The following is an 18957-nucleotide window of genomic DNA, read 5'->3' as shown; positions in this document are numbered from 1 at the left end:
TCGTGAAAGAAGGGTTAGCCGCTGAGCGCGCCGCGGCTCTTCCACAGCAGCGCGAGAAAGAACGGTGCGCCGAGCAGCGCGGTCAGCACGCCGAGCGGAATTTCGGCGGGCGCGGCAATGGTGCGCGCGGCGAGATCGGCGGCGAGCGTCAGCAGCGCGCCGAGCAGCGCGGCGCCCGGCAGCACGACGCGCTGGTCGGGGCCGCACGCGAGCCGCACGCAATGCGGCGCGACGAGCCCGATGAAGCCGATGATGCCCGCGCACGACACCAGCGCGCCGACCGCGAGCGCGACCGCGACGAGCACGCGCCGCTTCAGCCGCTGCACGGGCACGCCGAGGTGCAGCGCCTCGGTTTCGCCGAGCTGCAACGCATTCAGCGCGTCGCGTTCACGCGCGAGCAGCACGCAGCCGATCGCGACGCACGGCGCGACGGCCGCCAGCGCGGACCATTGCGCGCCGCCGAGGCTGCCGAGACTCCAGAAGGTCAGCGAGCGCAATTGCGCGTCGTCGGCGACGAACGTGAGGAGCCCGATCGCCGCGCCGACCAGCGCGGTGATCGCGATGCCGGCGAGCAGCAGCAGCGGCAGCGCGAGCCGGCCGCGCGATGCGGCGAGCCGGTAAACGAGCGCGGCAACCGCGAGCGCGCCTGCGAACGCGGCGACGGGCAACGCGGCTGCGCTCACGTGCGCGGCAAAGAGCGCGGGGCCGAGCACGATCATCGTCGTCGCGCCGAGCGCGGCGCCGCTCGACACGCCGACGAGCCCCGGATCGGCAAGCGGGTTGCGGAACAGCGCCTGCATCGCGGCGCCGGTCGCGCCGAAGCCGCCGCCGACCAGCAACGCGAGCGCGACGCGCGGTGCGCGGATGTCGAACAGCACCGCGCGCGCCTGCTGTGCGGCCGCATCGCCGGTCAGTGCGGCCCAGGCTTCCGCGAGCGGAATGCGATAGGCGCCGACGCACAGCGCGACGACGGACATCGCGCATACGAGGCAGGCGAGCGCGGCCAGCGCGAACGGGGCGAAACGGCGCGACGCGCCGATGCGCGCGGCACCGGCGCTTGACGCGGGCGACGATGCGGGGAAAGGCGAAGCGTGAGCGGGCATCGGGTCGATCCGGAATCAGGCGAGCGCATCCGACAGGCGTCGGTGCAGGGTCGTGACGGCGAGCGGCAGGCGCGGGCCGAAGCCGAGCAGGAACAGCGCGTCGAGCGCGACCACGCGCTGCGCGCGGCCGGCCGGCGTCGCGACGAAGCCGGGCGTCGCGAGCAGCGCGGCGCGGCCGCCGACGGCCGCGAGCCCTTCGTCGGAGATCAGCACGATGTCGGGCGCGGCGGCGGCCAGCGCCTCGGTCGTCAGCGGCTTGTAGTGATCGAAGCCCTGCATCGCATTGCGCGCGCCCGCGTAGCGGATCATCGCGTCGGCGGCCGTGCGCTGGCCGGCGACGAGCGCCTGGTTGCCGGTATGGTTCAGCACGAACAGCACGCGCGGCGGCTGCGCGCCGCCGGGCGCACGGGCGGCGACCGCGTCGCGCGCGGCCTGCCAGTCGCGGTCGAAACGTTGCAGCAGCGCGGTGCCCGCGTCGCGCACGTCGAGCGCCTGCGCGACGCCGGTGATCTTCGCGCGCACCGATTCGACGTCGTGGCGTTCATCGAACGTCGTTACCGCAACGCCGGCGTTCTTGACTTGCGCGATCGCGGTGGGCGGGCCGGCTTCGGCCGACGCGAGCACGAGATCGGGCCGCAGCGACAGCAGCCCCTCGGCCGACAGCGCGCGCTGATAGCCGACCTTCGGCAGCCGCTTCGCGGCGTCGGGGTACGTGCAGGTCGTGTCGGCGCCGACGAGCCGGTAGCGCGGCGTTTCCGCGCCGCCGAGCGCGAACGCGGTTTCCGCGAGTGCGCCGCCGATCACGACCACGCGTTTCGGTGCGGCCTGCACACCCTGGGCGAGCACGCTGCCGGGCAGCGCGCCCGCGAGCGCGCCGGCCGCCGCGCTTGCCAGCACCGCGCGGCGGCGCGGATCGAACGGCCGCGCGCTCACCGCACGCCTCCGCGTGCCGCGGCCGGCAGCGTCGCGACGAGCGCGCGCCAGTCGTCGCGTTCGACCTTGCCGGGCTTGCGCTCGCCGAACAGCAGCGCGACGTGGTCGCCCTGCCGGTCGAACAGTTCGAGCGACGTGACGATGCCGTCGCTCGTCGGCTTCTTCACGACCCACGCGGCGGCGATCAGGTCTTCGCGCACGTGCAGGTTGAAGCCCGGGTCGAGCACGTTGATCCACGCGCCAACCTCGCGCACGTTCGCGACGGGGCCGGTATGGATCTGGATCATCCCTGCGTTGCCGACGAACACCATGATCGGCTGGCCGCTCTGCGCGGCCTGCTGGAGCACGTGGCGCAGCGCATGCGTGGTTTCGACCGGATACGCGTATTGCGGATCGGCGAGCCGCAGCGCCTGCATGCGGCTCACGCCGAAGCGCTGCGTGATGCCGAAGAACTGGTGCGTGTCGGTCATCGTGTCCCACGCGGCGCGGAAGCCCGCGACGTCGATCTCGGTGTCGGCGCGCTCGGGCGTTTTTGGCGCGGCGGGCGCGACGTCGAGGCCCGGCTCCTGCGACGGCGCACGCCAGCGCTCGACGAACGCGTCGTACGCGGCGTGGTCGCTGTGCGCGCGCAGGTAGACCTTGTGGATCGCATGGCCCTGCGCGTCGAAGAACTGCAGGCTCTTCAGCGGGCCGTGCGCGGTCTCGTCGCGCACCGCGAATGCCGATACCCAGTGACGATAGAAGATGCGCAAGTCGATATCGCCGAGCGCTAGGCCGACGGGGCCGTCGTGGCTCATCTGCGCGTATTCGCCGTCCTTTTCGTGGACAGCCGTGTCGTTGCGCGTGAGCGCCATCACGCGACCGAGGCGCGGCATTTCCTCGAACATCGCCGGAAAGCGCGCGTCGAGCCGCACGACGTGCTCGCCGACGAACGCGGCGAGCGCCTCGCCTTCGCTGACGCCGAGCGCCTGTGCGACGTCGCGGTTGCGCAGCTGGCGCTCGGTCTTGAGCTGGATGAACGCGTCGCGCAGCGCGGCGGCTGCGCGGGCCGGCGTGGTGGGTTGACCGGGAAGGGCGGATTGCATCATGTCGGACTCCTTCAAGTAACGGTTGGGGTGGCAGCGCGGGCGGCGCGCATCAGAAATCCACTTTCATGCTGACGGCGACCGTGCGACCGGACGACGTATACGCGTCGAGCACCTGCGAATCGGCTGCGATGCCGCGCACGTCCGACCAGTTCCAGTACTTCCGGTCGAACAGGTTGCGGATGCCGATCGTCGCGCTCACATGCTTGTTGAAGCGGTAGCCGCCGCGCAGGTCGACGACGAACGACGACGGCGGCGAGAAGCACGCCTTGTTCGAGCAGTCGGACTTGTCGATGTCCTTGTCGCGTTTCGCGGCCTGGAACAGCAGGTCGGTCTGCACGTACCAGCGCTCGGTCGGCTCGTAGCGCACGCCGAACACGGCCGAGAACGGGTTGACGGTGTTCAGCGGCTGGCTGGCCGCGCCGTCGTTCTGCGTCGAGCCCTTCGTGAACGCCATCGCCGTCTTCAGCGTGATGCCGTTCGGCATCACCCATTCGGCGCGGCCTTCGAGGCCGTGAATGCGCGCGTCGGCGAAGTTCACGTACTGGAACACGAACGGGTCGGTGGGCCGGCCGCTGCCGGCGATCGTCGTGCGCGAGATGAAGTTGCGGTAGCGGCCCGTGAACGCGGCGGCGCTGTAGCGCACGACGCCGTAGCCGGTGCCCGCCTTGCCGCGCAGGCCGGCTTCGAACGTGTCGCTCGTCTCGGGCTTCAGGTTCGGATTGCCGATCGACGTGTAGCCGTACACCGGGTTCGAGAAGCTGCTGTTCACCTGGTCGGGCGTCGGCGCGCGAAAGCCGTGTGCGTATTGCACGTACGGAATGACCGCGGGCGTGATCTCGTAGAGCACGGCGACGCGCGGCGACAGTTCGTTCGCGCTCGTCGATACCGCCTTGCCGGTGAACAGCGGATCGTTGGCGGTCGGGTTCAGCCGGTACGTGTCGAAGCGCAGGCCCGGCGTGACGAGCAGGCGCCCGTAGCCGATCTGGTCCTGCACGAACGCGCCGAACAGCGTGTAGTCGGTGTCGGGGAACGCCTTGTTCGGGAACGCCTCGCCGACGCCCGGCACCGTGCCGTCGCGCAGGTTCGTCACGCGCGACACGCTGCCGTCGACGCCGTAAAGCAGCTTGTGCGCGAACGGGCCTGTCGCGAAGCCGCTTTCGGCGAACGCGGAGCCGCCGAACGTGCGCTCCTTGTACTGGTTGTCGCGCGAACGCGAAGCCGCCCGGCCGCGCGTCTCGAACGCGTACTGGTCCTGCTTCACGTCCTGGTAGTAGAACTGCACGTGCGCGGTCTGGAACCAGCGGAACGCGTCGTCGCGGAAATCGTAGTCGACGCTGAAGCGATTGCGTTCGAGCCGGTCGTAGGTCGTGAGGCCGAGCGTGGTCGGCGGGCTGATCGCCGACAGCACGTCGGTGCTCACGCGGCGCTGCACCGTTTCGGCGGTGAACCTGATCGTGTCGCGCGTGGTCGGCGTCAGCACGAGCTTGCCGAGCAGCGATTCCGAATAGACGTCCTGCGGGTTCGACGTGGTGCGCAGCGTGCTTGCCGAGTTGTTGCTGCCGCGCGTGTCGACCTCGTGGCCGCGCCGGCCGTCGGCGATGATCATCCCCTGCACGCGATCGTTGCCGCCCGCGGCCGACACGGTCGCGCCGACGCTGCGGTCGGCCGAGTCGTAGCTCGGCCGGAACGAGAAGTAATAGGGTTTGTTGTAGATCGACAGCAGGTCGCGCGGATCCTTCGTGATGAAGTTCACTGCGCCGGTCAGACCGTCGCTGCCGTACAGGGCCGAAGCCGGCCCGCGCAGGATCTCGATGCGCTTGAGCGTGTCGAGATCGGCGTAGTCGCCGCGCCCCGCTTCGAGCGGGCCGAACGAAAACGCGTTCGGCAGGCGGATGCCGTCTTCCATCAGCAGCACGCGATTGCCTTCGAGGCCGCGGATGTTGATGCTCGAATCGCCGTCGCGGCCGCCGCCGAGCGCGGCGTTGCCGGGCCGGTACGCGGTGCGGCGCACCGTGACGCCCGGCTCGTAGCGCAGCGCGTCCTTGATGTTGGTGGCCTGCTGTTCTTCCAGATCCTCGTCGGTGATTACCGACACGGACGCCGCCGTGCGGCTCGCGGCCGTGGCGGTGCGGTTGGCCGTGACGGTGACGGGATCGAGCAGCGCCGCATCGCCGCGCGTGGACGCGGCGACGAGGAGGGCGGCAGGCGGGTTGGCGCCTTGCGGCGTCGAATCGGCGTGAGCCGTGGCGGCGGACAGGCCGAACGCGCCGAACAGCGCGGCACAGATCGGCCGCCGCGCCAGCGTATAGCAATGCACAGGTGGTCTCCCATTGATGATGACAAGCCCGAAGGCTGGCTGGGTGACGCGTTCACCTGGCTGGCCCGCCCGCGCACGGAAGGCGGCGAGCGGCGAATTGAAAGGCAACTGATAACTTTACCAGTGTAAATGAGAATTATTATCAATACAAGAACGGAAAGCGGCTCGCGTGGGTGAGCACTTACCTGCGCGGCTCGGGCGAGCCGCGGCGGGAAATTCGGGAAAAACGCGGGCGTGAACAGGCCCTAGGCCAGCGCTTCGATGCGGATCAGCAGGTTGCGCGCATGCGTGATGAACGCATCGTGCGTCGCGCGATCGCCGTGGCTTTCGAGGCCGGCCTGCTCGGCGAATGCGATCTGTTCGGTGTAGAGGTCGACGAGCGCTCGGCGTGTGTCAGGGGGAAGCGCGCGGATCATCGACACGATCAGCAGTTCCTGCGCGCGAAGCGTGCCGGACAGCGTCTGGACGTTCATGCTGGCCTCCATCGGACGATGCGGCGGCGAGCCGCTCTTTCCATACTAGGCGGTCGGCGGTCGCAGCGCAGGCGCGGTGTTGGCGACGAGGAGACGGAATGCGATTCGACGCGGTAATCGACGCTGCCGTTGCGCGGCGCGAAACGCGCCACGCGTGGCCGGCGCACCGTGAATCGACGCGTGCAGGGAAGCGAACGGAATCAGCCGGCCGCTTTCGCCGCCTGCGCATCGCGCACGACCTGCGCGACGCGTTCGACGAACTCGACGTCGACGCTCGACAGTGCTTCGCGCTTGCCTTCGGGCATCTCGACCATCAGGCGATACGTGACGTCCTGCGTGGCCCATGAGAGATAGCCGACGACGGCGAGCATCACGCCGACGACGAGCGCGGCGCTCGATCCGGCGATGCCGCCTGCGACGGCGACGGCCGCGCCGATCAGCGAGATCAGCGACGGCACGAGGCGGTTCTTCGGAATCTTGACGACATCGACCTGGCGGATGTCACGGAGTGCGAATACCTGCCCGGCGGCCGACAGGCCGTTGCGCGTGATCATCACGCCACGTTCGTTGAATGCGTTTTCCATCGTGTGTTGCGTGGACGAAAACGCGCAGCGTAGCAGGTTTCGTTGCGGCATCAAACGAGACCGACTGCCGCACGATGGGTGCGGCGCGGGTGAAACCAGGCAAGCGGATGGAGCGGGAAGTCGTTCAGAACTGCAGGCGGCCGTCGCCGTAAAGCCGGCCCGGCACGTGCGAGGCGACGACCTCGGCGATTTCTTCGTCGGTCGATTCGGCCGGCACGATCTGGCGCCGCGCGGGCGCGTCGAGATGCATCGTCCATTCGACGAGGCGATACGGCCGGCCCCACGGGCGCTGCATTTCGACCGATACGCGGCAGCTCTGGACCGGCATCGAGTGTTGGCACGTCAGAATCGCGTGCAGATGGCTGAAAACGGTATCTTCGATCATCATGGCCTCCGATCCTGTCTTGTCTTGTGGGCAATCGATGGCGGCGCCGTCGGCGGTTCAAAAAAAAAGCCGCCGATGTTCAGGCGGCCAACAGGGGGGGTGAGAGCATCCTCTCAGCCCAGAATTAAGCGAAACTTAAAAGCCCATAAAAAAGCGCCCCGCGTGGAGCGGGGCGCTTCTTGCCGTCGTGATCCGCGTGTTAAGCGGATGCTTTAGAACTTGTGACGGATACCGATACGTGCGGCGATCTGGTTCTTCGAACCCGTGCCCGACGTATTGAAGTAGCTCGTGCTCGAGCCGATCTGCGCTTGCACGCCCTTGCCCGACGCTTGCTGGTACACGACCAGGCCGTACACGTCCGTACGCTTGCTGAGTGCGTAGTCGGCGATACCGTTGACCTGGTTCCAGTGCCACGAGTTGCCGCTTTGCGTGGCGTTCGTGTACGTGTAGCCGAGGCCGCCCGACAGAGCCGGCGTGAAGGCGTACTTCGCACCTGCTTCATACGCGTTGTAGAACGTGCCGCCCGCGCCCGACACGGTCGAGAACTGCGTACGCGTCCACAGCAGCCATGCCGTTGCCGGGCCCCAGACGTAGCGGCCACCGACGCCGTACGTGCGCAGGTCGCGGACGTTGCCCGTTGCGATATTCGCGATCGTCGTCGAGAAAGCCGGCGTCGACTGGCTCGGGAAGCGGATGTCCGTGTACGCTGCGCCCAGCGAGAACGGGCCGTTCGCGTAGTTCAGGCCGAAGCTGTATGCGCGCGACGAGCCTGCCGTCGTCGTCGTGCCCGTCGTCGTCGCCGGTGCGCCTGCGAAGTCCGTCGAGTTCGAGAAGCCGTACAACGCGCCGAACGTGAAGCCCGAGTAGTTCGCGCTCTGGAACTTCACGGCGTTGTTGATGCGGCTCGACGTGAGCTGGTCGAGGTCGTTCACGTGGTACGCGTAGTTACCCGCGACCGTGTTGCCGCCCGTCGAGTAGTTCGAGCCGAGGATGTCGGTCGAGAACGAGTACTGGCGGCCGAACGTGACCGTGCCGTATTGCGACTGGCTCAGGCCGACGTAAGCCTGGCGGCCGAAGATCGCGCCACCCTGGCCGATCGTGCCGTTACCGCTGTTGAAGCCGTTTTCGAGCACGAAGATCGCCTTCAGGCCGCCACCGAGGTCTTCGGTGCCGCGCAGGCCCCAACGGCTGCCCTGGGCAACGCCGTCGTCGTACTTGAACAGCTTGCCCGTACCGCCGTTGGCGGTCTTGCTGTGGTTCACGTAGCTGATACCGGCATCGATGACGCCGTACAGGGTCACGCTGCTTTGTGCGTGCGCCGTGCCGGCCGTTGCTGCCAGAGCGGCGATGGTCAACAGTTTCTTGTTCAAAGGGTTCTCCGAGCGAATAAATGGCGTGTCCAGTTGCGGTTCCGGCGCTCTCTATGGGCGCTTTCACGTACCGGCGGCAACTTTATCGAGGGGCCACGTAATGAATATGACAGCGACTGTCATATGAAGAATCTGTGGCGTCGATGCGACACCGAATTCTGCCCGGTTGTATAGCCGGTGGTTATACCGATTCAGACTGAGATTCGACCGGAATCAGGAATATGCACATGAAATAAGCTTGGTTGGCGGCGTTCCGGCCCCATGCCACGATCCGTGTTCCAACAAACGACACGGGACAGAGGACACCATGCGACGTTCATTCCTGACCGGCCTCGGCGCACTCGCCGCCGCGCTGGCATTCGCGGCGCCCGGCGCGCACGCCGACCCGCAAACGCTGAAAATCGGCACGATGAGCGGCCCCGACGCACAGATCTGGACCGAGGTGACGAAGGTCGCCGCGCGCGAAGGTCTCGCGATCAAGGTCATCGAATTCAACGACTACGTGCAGCCGAACGCGGCGCTCGATTCCGGCGATCTGGACGCGAACGGCTTCCAGCACCAGCCGTTCCTCGACAGCCAGATCAAGCAGCGCGGCTACAAGATCGTCAACGTCGGGCTCACGTACACGGCGCCGATGGGTTTCTACTCGAAGAAACTCAAGTCGCTGAAGGACTTGCCGGTAGGCGCGAAGGTCGGGATCCAGAACGATCCGTCGAACGGCAACCGCGCGCTGCTGCTGCTGCAGAAATACGGGGTGATCAAGCTGAAGCCGGGCGTCGGCGCGAACGGCGTGAATGCCACGCCGCTCGACATCGCCGAGAACCCGAAGAAGATCAAGATCGTCGAGCTTGATTCCGCGCAACTGCCGCGCGCGCTGCCCGACGTCGATGCCGCGTCGATCAACACCGACTACGCGGTGAAGGCCGGGCTCACGCCGGTGAAGGATGCGATCGCGATCGAGGATCTGCGCGGCCCGTACGCGAACCTGATCGCGGTGCGCGCGCAGGACAAGGACAAGCCGTGGGTGAAGAAGCTCGTCGCGGCCTATGAATCGGACGACGTGCGCAAGTTCATCGACCAGAAGTTCGGCGGCGCGATCATCCCGGCGTTCTGAACGTTTTCACCTACCGGATGGCCGGATATCGACGATCCGGAAAGCAAATCGCCCGCGCAAGCGGGCGATTTCGTTGGTGCGGGCGGGTATCGCGATACGCGCGCGCCATGCTCCGGCGCGCAAGCCGGCCGCTCAGGCCGACAGCAGCGAACCCGTGCGGATCGCGGTCGCGCCGGCAATCCGCGCGACTTCCATGCCGGCCGTCGCGAAGCGCACGATCTGGCGCGCGTACAGCACGCCCGACACGCTGCTCTTCAGCGTGACGACGCGATCGGTCAGCGGATCGACGATGTCGGCCACGGCCTGCCCGGCCTCGATCATCACGCCGACCGGCGTGCGGAACACGATCACGCCCGACACCGGCGCGACGAGCGGATCGGTGCCCGCGAGCGGCGTGGCCGGATGCGCGAGCGGCGGCAGCGGCGCCGGCGTGCCGTCGACGACCCCACGCTCGGTCAGGTATTCGACGATCGCCTGTGCGTCCTTTTCGGCGAACTCGTACGACACGTCGCGCTCGCTGCGCAGCTCGATCGTGACGGAAATCGCACCGTTCGGGATCGGGAAGCGGTCGCCGAAGCGGTTGCGCAGGTCCGACCAGCAGAAGCTGTGAATCTCGTCGAACGGGTTGCCGACCGAATTCAGCGCGAGCAGCGACGCCTGCGCGTCGAGGTAGCGCGACAGCGGCTCGACGTCCGGCCACAGATCGGGATTCGTGTAGAGGTGCATCACCGCATCGCTGTCGCAGTGCAGGTCGAGCACGATATCGGCGTCGAACGACAGCTTCTGCAGCGCGAGGCGCTGCGAGTCGAGCTCGGTGCGCGGCTTCTGCTCGTCGAGCGCTTCGCGCATCGCGGCGCGCACGGCGACGAGGTTGTGCTGCGCGTCGTGAGTCAGGCGGTGTTCGACGCGCGGCAGCACGAGCGCCGCGAGATCGTAGAAATTGCGGTTGAAGTTCTGCATCGAGCCGAGCTCGAAGCGGCCGAGGTGATCGCCGAACACGTGTTGCGACAGGCCGATCGGGTTCGGCACGGGCACGATGACGACTTCGCCGCGCAGCTTGCCGGCCGTCTCGAGCGCGGCGATCTTGCGGCGCAGCAGGGTGGCGACCAGCATGCCGGGCAGTTCGTCCGCGTGCAGCGACGACTGGATATAGACCTTCTTGCCGCCGCGCGGGCCGTAGTGAAAGCTCGTGATCTGGCGTTCGGTACCGACGGCGGGGGAAATCAGCGGATGGGTCTGCGTTTGCATGATGGGGGAGTGCGGCGCAGCCGCGAATGATCCGGTGTGCGTGGAAGATCGATTGTACGTTGCCTTCCTCGCCGCCATCAAACCGGCGCCAGAACACGCCGTTTCTCGTTGAGAATCATCAGGTTGGGGCGGAAAAAATAACGCTGCCGGCACGGCCCGCGCAAAAAAACGGGCTCCTTGCGGAGCCCGTTCGTGCCGAGGCGAAGCGTGCGCTTGCCGGGCGGATTACTTGCCGTAGACGTCGAAATCGAAGTACTTCTTCGCGATCTTGTCGTACGTGCCGTCCTTGCGCATGCCGGCGATCGCGCCGTCGATCTTCGCCTTCAGGTCGGTGTCTTCCTTGCGCAGGCCGATGCCGGCGCCGTTGCCGAGCGTCTTCGGATCGTCGATGTCCTTGCCGGCGAAATCGAAGTTCGCGCCGCGCGGCGTCTTCAGGAAGCCGATTTCAGCCTGCACCGCGTCCTGCAGCGCGCCGTCCAGACGGCCCGAGATCAGGTCGGCGTAGACCTGGTCCTGGTTCTGGTAAGGCACGACGTTCACGCCCTTCGAGGCCCAGTACGTCTTCGCATAGGTTTCCTGGATCGTGCCCTGCTCGACGCCGACCGACTTGCCCTTCAGCGATTCGGCCGTCGGCATCAGGCCGGTGCCCTTCTTCGTGACGAGGCGCGTCGGCGTGTTGAACAGCTTCGCCGAGAAGGCGATCTGTTCCTGACGCGCCGGCGTCATCGACATCGACGACAGCACGCCGTCGAACTTGCGGGCCTTCAGCGCCGGAATCATCCCGTCGAAGTCGTTTTCGATCCACACGCACTTCGCGTTCATGCGGCGGCAGATTTCGTTGCCGAGGTCGACGTCGAAACCCACAACCTTGCCGTCAGCGCCTTTCGATTCGAAAGGCGGGTAGCTTGCGTCGACGCCGAACCGCACGGTCGTCCAGTCCTTCGCATACGCGGTGCCTGCCGATACGGCGAGCAGGGCTACGGTCACAGCCGCAAGAATCTTTTTCACTCGGTGACTCCTCGTTTTGTTCGATGGGTGCGCGGTTGTGCCGCGCCGTAAGCCTTCGGCCCGGCGCGGCTTCGCGACAGGCTGTCCGTTTCGCCCACCCGATGCGGGCGCGCGACGTGCGGAAGATTATCAAGACAAAATACCGGCAGGGCGCCTAGGACAAGCCCCGATACCGGGCCCGGCGGCGGCGCATGAGGGGCGCCGCCGTTTCAGACACAGGAACGATTCAGCCGAGCGTTTCGTTGACCGCGCGCTGCAGGCACGTGACGAATTGCGTGACGGCCGGCGTGGGCAGCAGGTCGCGCCGCGCGATGATCGACAGGTCGAAGCGCGGCATGGCTTCGTCGAGTTCGGCCGTGCGAATGCCCAGCGGCGCGACCATCGCGGCGAGCGGGCGCGTGAAGCAGCCGATCACGTCCGAGCGCGCGACGAGCCCGAGCGTCACCGCGAACGACATCGGCGAGCGCAGCAGGCGCTTCGGCAGCGGCAGCCCGTGCGCCTCGAACATCCCGACCATCACACTGTGCGGAAACTGCTCGGCACCGACGGTGACGATCCACTCGGCATCGAGCAATGCCTCTAACCGGCGGGCATGCGCAAGCGGGTGGCCTTCGCGCATCACGACGGTGAATTCGGTCGACAGCAGCGGCGATTGCGTGAAATCGCGGTCGAGCGCGGGCACATGGTGCATCGCAGCGATGTCGAGCGTGCCGTTGCGCAACTGCGCGAGCGCGTCGGGCACCGTCACTTCCTCGAGATGCAGGCTAACGTTCGGCATCGACTGGCGAAACGCCGTCACCGCGTGCGGCAGCGCGGTCAGCGCGATCGACGGCATCGTGCCGACCGCCACGCGCCCCGACATCTCGCCTTTCACCTGCTCGACGGCCTCGACCGTGCGGCGGATATCGCCGAGCAGCTGCTTGGCGCGCGGCAGCAGCGCATGGCCGCACGCGGTCAGCTCGACGCCGCGCACGCTGCGCGCGAGCAGTTCCGCGTTGAGCGCCGTTTCGAGCTCGCGGATCGTATGCGTGACCGCGGGCTGCGTGACGCCGAGTTCGCGCGCGGCGGCGCGCAGGCTCTTGTGATGCGCGGCGGAGACGAACGCCTGGAGCTGCGCGAGGTTCAGGGGGTTGCGGATGCGGGTCATCGATCGGGTCCGGTTGGCGCGATGCTGTGGCGGGCGACGGGGTGTAGCGGAATTTGATTGCAATCCTGACGGTTGCGTGCGCATGGGGTTGCGGCGCCGTGGCTCGGGCAGGCGGCAGGTGCGGCCGTGGCCGCGACGGCGATCGTCGTCGGGCTGGTCGTGATCAAGCCGTTTCGATACCGGTAGCCTGCACGTGCCGCAATGGCAGGCGTGGCGAGGCCCTACGCCAGCGCCATTTCGACAGCCGTCAGCGTGCGGCGCCGAATCCAGCCGCTCGCCATCCGGATCGCGAGCCAGTACGGCATGAACAGCAGCCGCGTGCGGGCGGTCGGGCAATGCACGAAGGTTTCGGTGCGCAGCAGGTGCGCACCCGACGCGAGCCCGACGACTTCGAAGCTGAGCACCAGCTTCGCATCGCGCGGATCGTCGTGCCGCATGAACGCCGCCGCGTCGGCGATCTTCAGCACGCCGAGATCCGGGCGCCAGAAGCGGCCGATCAGGCCGAGCGACAGCGTCGTTTCGTCGCGATGCAGCGGGGTGAACGCATGGAGGCCGAAGCGTTCGCGTTCGACGCGTGTGGCGCCGGGGCGCAGCAACGCGGCAACGGCTGCCGGGAATTCGCGGACGTTGAGCAGCGCGTCGACGATCGGATCCGTGCGCATGTCGAGCGTGGCGACCGTGTCGATGATGCGCGCCGGCGCGGCATCGATCGGCTTCGATTCGTGCACTTCGTGGAAGCCGAACGACGGGATGAACGGCGGCTTGCGCGCCGACGTCCGGGTGCTCGATTCGGAGACGATGCCGAGCGCGTTCATGGGGGCTCCCGAAGGCAAAGCCCGATCGTAGCACCGGGGGCGGATTCGCGCCGCACCGTTTCCGCGATTCGCGTCGCACTGCGCCCCATCAGCAAAAAAAGCCTGGAAACTTGCGTTCCCAGGCCTGGAGACCATCAACGATGATGGTGGAGGAGACGATGTCGTCCCGATGCGCGCCGTCCTTCTGCCGGCGATGTCGCGCACGATTCGCGGTCAGATCGCCCAGCCGCCGAGATAGAACGTGACGAGCACGGCCGCGATGAGCACGGTGCCGACGTTGAGCTTGCGGAATTCGCCGCTGGCGATGCGGCCGATCACGAGCGTCGAGAAGCCGAGCATGATGCCCGTCACGATGTTCGCGGTCAGCACGATGAACACCGCGCACACGAGGCCCGACATCGCGTCGACCATGTCGTCCATGTGCAGCTTGCTCACGCTGCCGAGCATCAGCAGGCCGACGTACATCAGCGCCGGTGCGGTGGCGTACGACGGCACGAGGCCCGCGAGCGGCGAGAAGAACATCACGACGAGGAACAGCAGGCCGACCACGGCGGCCGCGAGGCCCGTCTTCGCGCCGGCGGCCACGCCGACGCTCGACTCGATGTAGGCTGCCGCCGGCGCACCGCCGAGGAAGCCGGAGAAGATCGAGCTGAGCGAGTCGGCGGTCAGTGCACGGCCGCCGTTGATGATGCGGCCGTTCTCGTCGAGCTGGCCGGCCTGGCCCGCGACCGCGCGGATCGTGCCGGTCGCGTCGAACACGGCGGTCATCACCAGCGCCAGCACGCTCGGCAGCACGGCCATCGACAGCGCGCCCTTGATGTCCATCGCGCCGATCAGCGACGCATGGCCCGGTGCGCTCAGCGACGGCAGCGCGAAGATGCCGTGGTATTTCACGCTCGGATCGAAGACCAGCCCGAAGATCGAGATCGCGATCACGACGAGCAGGATGCCGCCCGGCACGCGACGCTTCTCGAGGCCGAAGATCGCGGCGAGGCCGATGATCGACATGATGACCGGGAACGCGGTGATCTGGCCAAGCGAGACCGGCAGGCCGGCGCCCGGGTTCTTGATCACGAGGCCGACGTCGTTCGACGCGATCAGCAGCAGGAACAGGCCGATGCCGATCCCGGTGCCGTGCGCGACGCCCGCGGGCAGGTTGCGCAGGATCCACGAACGCACGCCGGTGACGGAAATGCCGGTGAACACGAGGCCCATCAGGAACACGGCGCCGAGCGCGACCGTCGGCGACAGCCCCTTGCCGAGCACGAGGCCGAACGCGGTGAACGCGGTCAGCGAGATCGCGCAGCCGATCGCGATCGGCAGCTTCGCCCACAGGCCCATCAGCAGCGAACCGAACGCGGTCGTGAGGCAGACCGCGACGAACACGGCGCTCGTGTCGAAGCCGGCCTTGCCGAACATGCCGGGGACGACGAACACGGAATAGACCATCGCGAGGAAGGTCGTGACGCCGGCAATGATCTCGCGGCGCTGCGTGCTGCCGCGCGACGAAATGTCGAAGTACCGGTCGATGACTCCCTTGGTGCCAAAGTCAGTTTCTTCCGCGCCGACGCCGACCGTCGGCTGCACCGGGGTATCACTCATGAGCTTGCTCCTTTATCAGCATGCTGAAACGGCCCGTAGCGAACCGTCGTCAGGGTGTCTCGTATCTAGTTGGGATTGTCGGCAACGTCGTGGGGACGAATGACGCGTGATCCGTGTCGTTCCGTGCGAATCGAAACGATCGCGTGGGTGTCGCGTCGTGCGACGCGTTGTGGTGTCGACCCCGTCACGTGTGCTTTGCCGTAGCGAAGGTTAGGCGAACCGCCCATCACGTCCCATTGGGGGAAGAGCATGCAGCGCATGTCTCAGCGCTTATATCGGCGTGCAACGGGGCTCTGTCGCGTCGACACGCGTGTATACGCCTAGTTCGAATCCGTTAAGGCGATTATTTGAATGCAGGGTCGACGGGCAAGGGGGAAGCGAGGGATGCATCGAAAATTACAAATTTCTTTCATGGTGGCCGGGCAGGCCGGTGGAATCAGGGGCCGGTGACGGGATCCGCCGCCGCGCGCAACCTGCATTCGGACGAGGGCGCCATCGCGCCGAGGCGGTTTTCGTCGCCGCCCCGGCCTCAATTGTGCGCGAGATGGTCGAGGTAGGCGCGGAACATGTCGGCCATCGCGTTCGCATACGCGTCAATTTCATCGGGCGAGCGCTCGCTTTCCGAAAACGCCTTGCCGGCCGCGGTGAGCGTGGTGATGATCAGGTCGCAGGCCAGTTCGCGCGTGGCGTCCGGTGCATCGGGCAGCGCCTCGCGCATGAACGCCTGGAAGATGCGGTTGCCGGCCGCCTTCGCTTCGTGTGCCTCGGGCGCGTCGCGATAGAGCGGCGCGGCGTCGTCGAGCGCGATGCGCATCCGCGCCTCGTCGCATTCCGAACGGATGAACGCGTGAACGGCCGTGCGCAGCCGCTCGGGCGGTGTCCGGTTCACGTCCTCCAGCATCCCGCGCAGCATCTCGGCCGTCTGCCGCCACTCGTCATGCTGCAGCCGGAACAGCACGGCCGCCTTGTTCGGGAAGTACTGGTACAGCGAGCCGACGCTCACGCCGGCGCGCTCGGCGACGCGCGCCATCGTGAAGCGCTGCGCGCCTTCGCTCGCCAAAACCTGAACAGCGGCCTGGAGGACGGCCTCGACGAGCTGGGTCGAGCGAGCCTGCCGAGGCAGCTTGCGCGTGGCAATCCGGGCGTTCGGGCGGTCGGTCATGCGTGGCTGGCCAATGCGAATAGTAAAACCTGAATAGTTCGTCATATTCTAACCAGGTGCACCGACGCACTCAACCTGAACCCGGAGATTCGCATGACCACCCTGACGCTCGACCCGCTGGCCTCGCTGCTCGCACGCCTGTTCGACGAAGCCGACGCCTCGTCGCCCGCGACGAGCCCGGATTTCGCCAGCCTGTCGCGCGACGAGCAAGCGCGGCTGATGCGCAGCAAGACCGACTACACCGACTTGTATGCGCGCCTGAAGGACTATCCGCTCGCCGTGTCGCGCGAGACCGGCACGCTGCTGTACATGCTCGCGCGCAGCGGTGGCGCGCGGTCGATCGTCGAATTCGGCACGTCGTTCGGCATTTCGACGCTGCATCTCGCGGCTGCGCTGCGCGACAACGGCGGCGGCCGGCTGGTCACGAGCGAGTTCGAGCCGTCGAAGGTCGTGCGGGCGCGGGCGAACCTGGCGGCGGCCGGGCTGGCCGATCTCGTCGAGATTCGCGAGGGCGATGCGCTGCGTACGCTGGCCGCCGATCTGCCGGATTCGGTCGACCTGCTGCTGCTCGACGGTGCGAAGGCGCTGTATCCGGAGGTGCTTGCACTCGTCGAGCAACGGTTGCGGCCCGGCGCGTTCGTCGTTGCCGACAATGCCGAGTTCAGCCCCGACTATCTCGCTTACGTGCGCTCGCCGGAGAACGGCTATCTGTCGGTGCCCTTCGGCGGCGAGGTCGAGTTGTCGATGCGGATCGGCTGAGTTTTGCGGTACGTGATGACGGCATGCATCCATTCATCAAGAATAGGATGACTGATCAATATGATGCGAGAGACGGACGACACCGCAGTGACGCCCGTCGCTTCGTGCGCCGCGCCGTCGTGTGTTATTTCAGGAACACGTAGCGCGCGAAATACGGGAAGCGGCCGACCGCATGCTCGGTCGAACACGCTGCATCCGGCGGCATGCCGCCCGCGGTATCGAGCCGCTGCACGAAGCGCACGCCGGCGAGTGTGCCGGCCGCGGCTTTCGCGTCCGTTGCGGCCGGCGTCGCGGCGAGCAGGAGTTGCGGAATGCTGCCCGGGCGTGCGCTCGGCGCTTCCGCGAGTTTCTTGCCGGTAATGCGGCTGCCGTCGAGCGCCTCCCATGACGGCCCCGTGCCGTGCCGGACGACGAGCGTGCCGCTCGCGTCGAACAGCATCGCTTCCGGGTGCTGGAACACCCACGCGAGCTTGTGTCCGGCATCGTAGTCGCACGTGTAGACCTGTAGGCCAGCCGCGGTCGTCGACAGCACGGGCGTGGCCGGCTGCGGCGGCGCGAGGCCGGCGGAGTCGTCGGCGCGGGCGGACGACGCGCAGAAGGCGAGTGCAACGCAGGCCACGGCGGCCGGTAGCATGGGGCGTTTCGGGAAGCGGCTTCGCATGGCGAGGCATCCTTTCGGGTCGGGTGACGGGTATTCGTCGACGAACCCGTAAACGCTAGACGCCAATTGCACCGGCTGCAATGCGCAAATGGCAATCTTGGCGATAGCCGTTGCGATTGCGCGCGGCCCGGGATGCTCGGCCGTGGGTTGACGCGGCCGCGCCTGCCCGATTCAACCTCAAACCGGGCCAACCGGCGTCGGTGCCTGCGCGGCAATCAGGCGTTCGGCCTTCAGCACATCCCACAGTTCGGCCGGGATCGACATCGCCGCGAGACGCAGGTTGTCGTCGATGCGATCGGGCCGGCTCGCGCCGGGGATCGCGGCCGCGACGGCCGGGTGCGCGAGCGAGAATTGCAGCGCCACCGCGCGGACATCGACGCCGAATCGTTCGCAGATCCGGCGGATGCGCGCGACGCGGTCGAGCATGGCCTGCGTGGCCGGCTGATACTCGTAGTGAGTGCCGCCCGCGAGCACGCCCGAGTTGTACGGGCCGCCGACGATGATCCCGAGCCCGCGCGCGGCGCTTTCCGGCATCAGCCGTTCGAGCGCGCCGGCATGGTCGAGCAGCGTGTAGCGCCCGGCGAGCAGGAAACCGTCGGGGTCCGCACGTTCGAGCGCGAGTTCACACGGCTCGACGCGGTTCACGCCGAGGCCCCATCCCTGGATCACCTTCTCGTCGCGCAGCCGCGTGAGCGCCCGGGCCGCGCCCGACATCGCGACGTCGAACACGTCGCGCCACGCGTCGCCATGAAAGTCGACGGCCGGGTCGTGAATCCACACGGTGTCGAGCCGGTCGGTGCGCAGCCGCTTCAGGCTCGCGTCGATCGAGCGCAGCGTGCCGTCTTCGGTGTAGTCGTAGACGATCCGGTTCGGCAGCCCGTGGCGGAACAGGCCGCCTTTTTCGCCGAGATCGCGTTGCGATGCGTCCTCGTGTTCGTCGAGGACGAGCCGGCCGACCTTGGTGCCGAGCGAATACGCGTCGCGCGGGCGGCCCGCGAGCGCTTCGCCGAGGCGCAGCTCGGCGAGGCCGGCGCCATACAGCGGCGCGGCGTCGAAGTAGCGGATACCGCTTTCCCACGCTGCGTCGACCGTGGCCAGCGCTTCTTCGTGCGGGATGTCCCGGTACATGTTGCCCAGCGGCGCGGTGCCGAAACCCAGGCGGGAAGGGAGCGTGATTCTCATGGGGAG

Annotated in this window: 18 protein-coding genes and 1 pseudogene; 3 read left to right on the top strand and 16 right to left on the bottom strand. The window is 67.4% G+C overall.

What is annotated here, in order from left to right; all coding sequences use genetic code 11:
* Window positions 1-14 precede the first annotated feature (14 nt).
* The 8 genes from CFB40_RS30740 to CFB40_RS30705 all read right to left on the bottom strand — a co-directional run bounded on the left by CFB40_RS30740 (window position 15) and on the right by CFB40_RS30705 (window position 8253).
* Window positions 15-1103 (bottom strand): FecCD family ABC transporter permease, encoded by a 1089-nt coding sequence (locus CFB40_RS30740; protein ID WP_089433424.1) that lies wholly within the window; start codon window positions 1101-1103, stop codon window positions 15-17.
* A 15-nt stretch (window positions 1104-1118) separates the two neighbouring features.
* Window positions 1119-2036 (bottom strand): heme/hemin ABC transporter substrate-binding protein, encoded by a 918-nt coding sequence (locus CFB40_RS30735; protein WP_089433423.1) that lies wholly within the window; start codon window positions 2034-2036, stop codon window positions 1119-1121.
* Window positions 2033-3124: a hemin-degrading factor gene (locus CFB40_RS30730; RefSeq protein ID WP_089433422.1), complete on the bottom strand. Its 1092-nt coding sequence runs from the start codon at window positions 3122-3124 to the stop codon at window positions 2033-2035. The genes CFB40_RS30735 and CFB40_RS30730 overlap by 4 nt, the downstream gene beginning before the upstream one ends.
* A 49-nt stretch (window positions 3125-3173) precedes the next feature.
* Window positions 3174-5441 carry a TonB-dependent hemoglobin/transferrin/lactoferrin family receptor gene (locus CFB40_RS30725; RefSeq protein WP_089433421.1) on the bottom strand — a complete coding sequence of 756 codons (2268 nt, stop codon included), beginning with the start codon at window positions 5439-5441 and terminating at the stop codon, window positions 3174-3176.
* A 245-nt stretch (window positions 5442-5686) separates the two neighbouring features.
* Window positions 5687-5914 (bottom strand): hypothetical protein, encoded by a 228-nt coding sequence (locus CFB40_RS30720; RefSeq protein ID WP_089429221.1) that lies wholly within the window; start codon window positions 5912-5914, stop codon window positions 5687-5689.
* 200 nt (window positions 5915-6114) lie between these two features.
* On the bottom strand, window positions 6115-6498 hold the full coding sequence (locus CFB40_RS30715) for a DUF6232 family protein (RefSeq protein ID WP_089433420.1): 384 nt from the start codon (window positions 6496-6498) through the stop codon (window positions 6115-6117).
* A 124-nt stretch (window positions 6499-6622) separates the two neighbouring features.
* Complete coding sequence (locus tag CFB40_RS30710; RefSeq protein WP_011353838.1) at window positions 6623-6883, bottom strand: DUF2866 domain-containing protein; 261 nt, start codon at window positions 6881-6883, stop codon at window positions 6623-6625.
* Window positions 6884-7095: 212 nt separating this feature from the next.
* A complete protein-coding gene (locus CFB40_RS30705; RefSeq protein WP_089428929.1) occupies window positions 7096-8253 on the bottom strand; it encodes a porin in 1158 nt (385 codons plus the stop codon).
* 307 nt (window positions 8254-8560) lie between these two features.
* Between CFB40_RS30705 and CFB40_RS30700 the strand changes: the two genes are divergently transcribed.
* Entirely contained in the window at window positions 8561-9367 is an 807-nt protein-coding gene (locus CFB40_RS30700) for a MetQ/NlpA family ABC transporter substrate-binding protein (protein WP_089428930.1), read from the top strand.
* Window positions 9368-9499: 132 nt separating this feature from the next.
* Here the strand turns inward: CFB40_RS30700 and CFB40_RS30695 are convergent, their stop codons facing one another.
* From CFB40_RS30695 to CFB40_RS30685, 3 genes are all read right to left on the bottom strand, one after another.
* On the bottom strand, window positions 9500-10615 hold the full coding sequence (locus CFB40_RS30695) for a succinylglutamate desuccinylase/aspartoacylase family protein (protein WP_069252629.1): 1116 nt from the start codon (window positions 10613-10615) through the stop codon (window positions 9500-9502).
* A gap of 225 nt (window positions 10616-10840) precedes the next feature.
* A complete protein-coding gene (locus CFB40_RS30690; RefSeq protein WP_089428931.1) occupies window positions 10841-11623 on the bottom strand; it encodes an ABC transporter substrate-binding protein in 783 nt (260 codons plus the stop codon).
* A 226-nt stretch (window positions 11624-11849) separates the two neighbouring features.
* Window positions 11850-12770, bottom strand: a complete 921-nt coding sequence (locus CFB40_RS30685; RefSeq protein ID WP_179255323.1) for a LysR family transcriptional regulator — start codon at window positions 12768-12770, stop codon at window positions 11850-11852.
* A 93-nt stretch (window positions 12771-12863) separates the two neighbouring features.
* Here CFB40_RS30685 and CFB40_RS39545 point away from each other — a divergent pair.
* A pseudogene (locus CFB40_RS39545) lies at window positions 12864-12956 on the top strand (CopD family protein); the annotation flags it as partial.
* Between the two features lie 35 nt (window positions 12957-12991).
* Here the strand turns inward: CFB40_RS39545 and CFB40_RS30680 are convergent.
* The 3 genes from CFB40_RS30680 to CFB40_RS30670 form a co-directional block, all read right to left on the bottom strand.
* Complete coding sequence (locus CFB40_RS30680; RefSeq protein ID WP_089433419.1) at window positions 12992-13585, bottom strand: hypothetical protein; 594 nt, start codon at window positions 13583-13585, stop codon at window positions 12992-12994.
* 213 nt (window positions 13586-13798) lie between these two features.
* Complete coding sequence (locus CFB40_RS30675) at window positions 13799-15187, bottom strand: NCS2 family permease (RefSeq protein WP_089433418.1); 1389 nt, start codon at window positions 15185-15187, stop codon at window positions 13799-13801.
* Window positions 15188-15716: 529 nt separating this feature from the next.
* Window positions 15717-16394, bottom strand: a complete 678-nt coding sequence (locus tag CFB40_RS30670) for a TetR family transcriptional regulator (protein WP_089428934.1) — start codon at window positions 16392-16394, stop codon at window positions 15717-15719.
* A gap of 48 nt (window positions 16395-16442) precedes the next feature.
* Between CFB40_RS30670 and CFB40_RS30665 the strand changes: the two genes are divergently transcribed.
* Window positions 16443-17108, top strand: a complete 666-nt coding sequence (locus CFB40_RS30665; RefSeq protein WP_089433417.1) for an O-methyltransferase — start codon at window positions 16443-16445, stop codon at window positions 17106-17108.
* 124 nt (window positions 17109-17232) lie between these two features.
* On the opposite strand, the gene CFB40_RS30660 is transcribed toward CFB40_RS30665, so the two are convergent.
* Both CFB40_RS30660 and CFB40_RS30655 read right to left on the bottom strand, forming a co-directional pair.
* A complete protein-coding gene (locus CFB40_RS30660; RefSeq protein ID WP_089433416.1) occupies window positions 17233-17769 on the bottom strand; it encodes a DUF3455 domain-containing protein in 537 nt (178 codons plus the stop codon).
* A gap of 177 nt (window positions 17770-17946) precedes the next feature.
* Window positions 17947-18951, bottom strand: coding sequence for an aldo/keto reductase (locus tag CFB40_RS30655; protein ID WP_089433415.1), 1005 nt, complete (start codon window positions 18949-18951; stop codon window positions 17947-17949).
* Window positions 18952-18957: the final 6 nt, after the last annotated feature.

This window comes from Burkholderia sp. AU31652, assembly GCF_002223155.1.
GTDB lineage: Bacteria > Pseudomonadota > Gammaproteobacteria > Burkholderiales > Burkholderiaceae > Burkholderia.
Note: the sequence above shows the minus strand (reverse complement) of the source record. Positions and strands in the feature narration are given on the sequence as shown.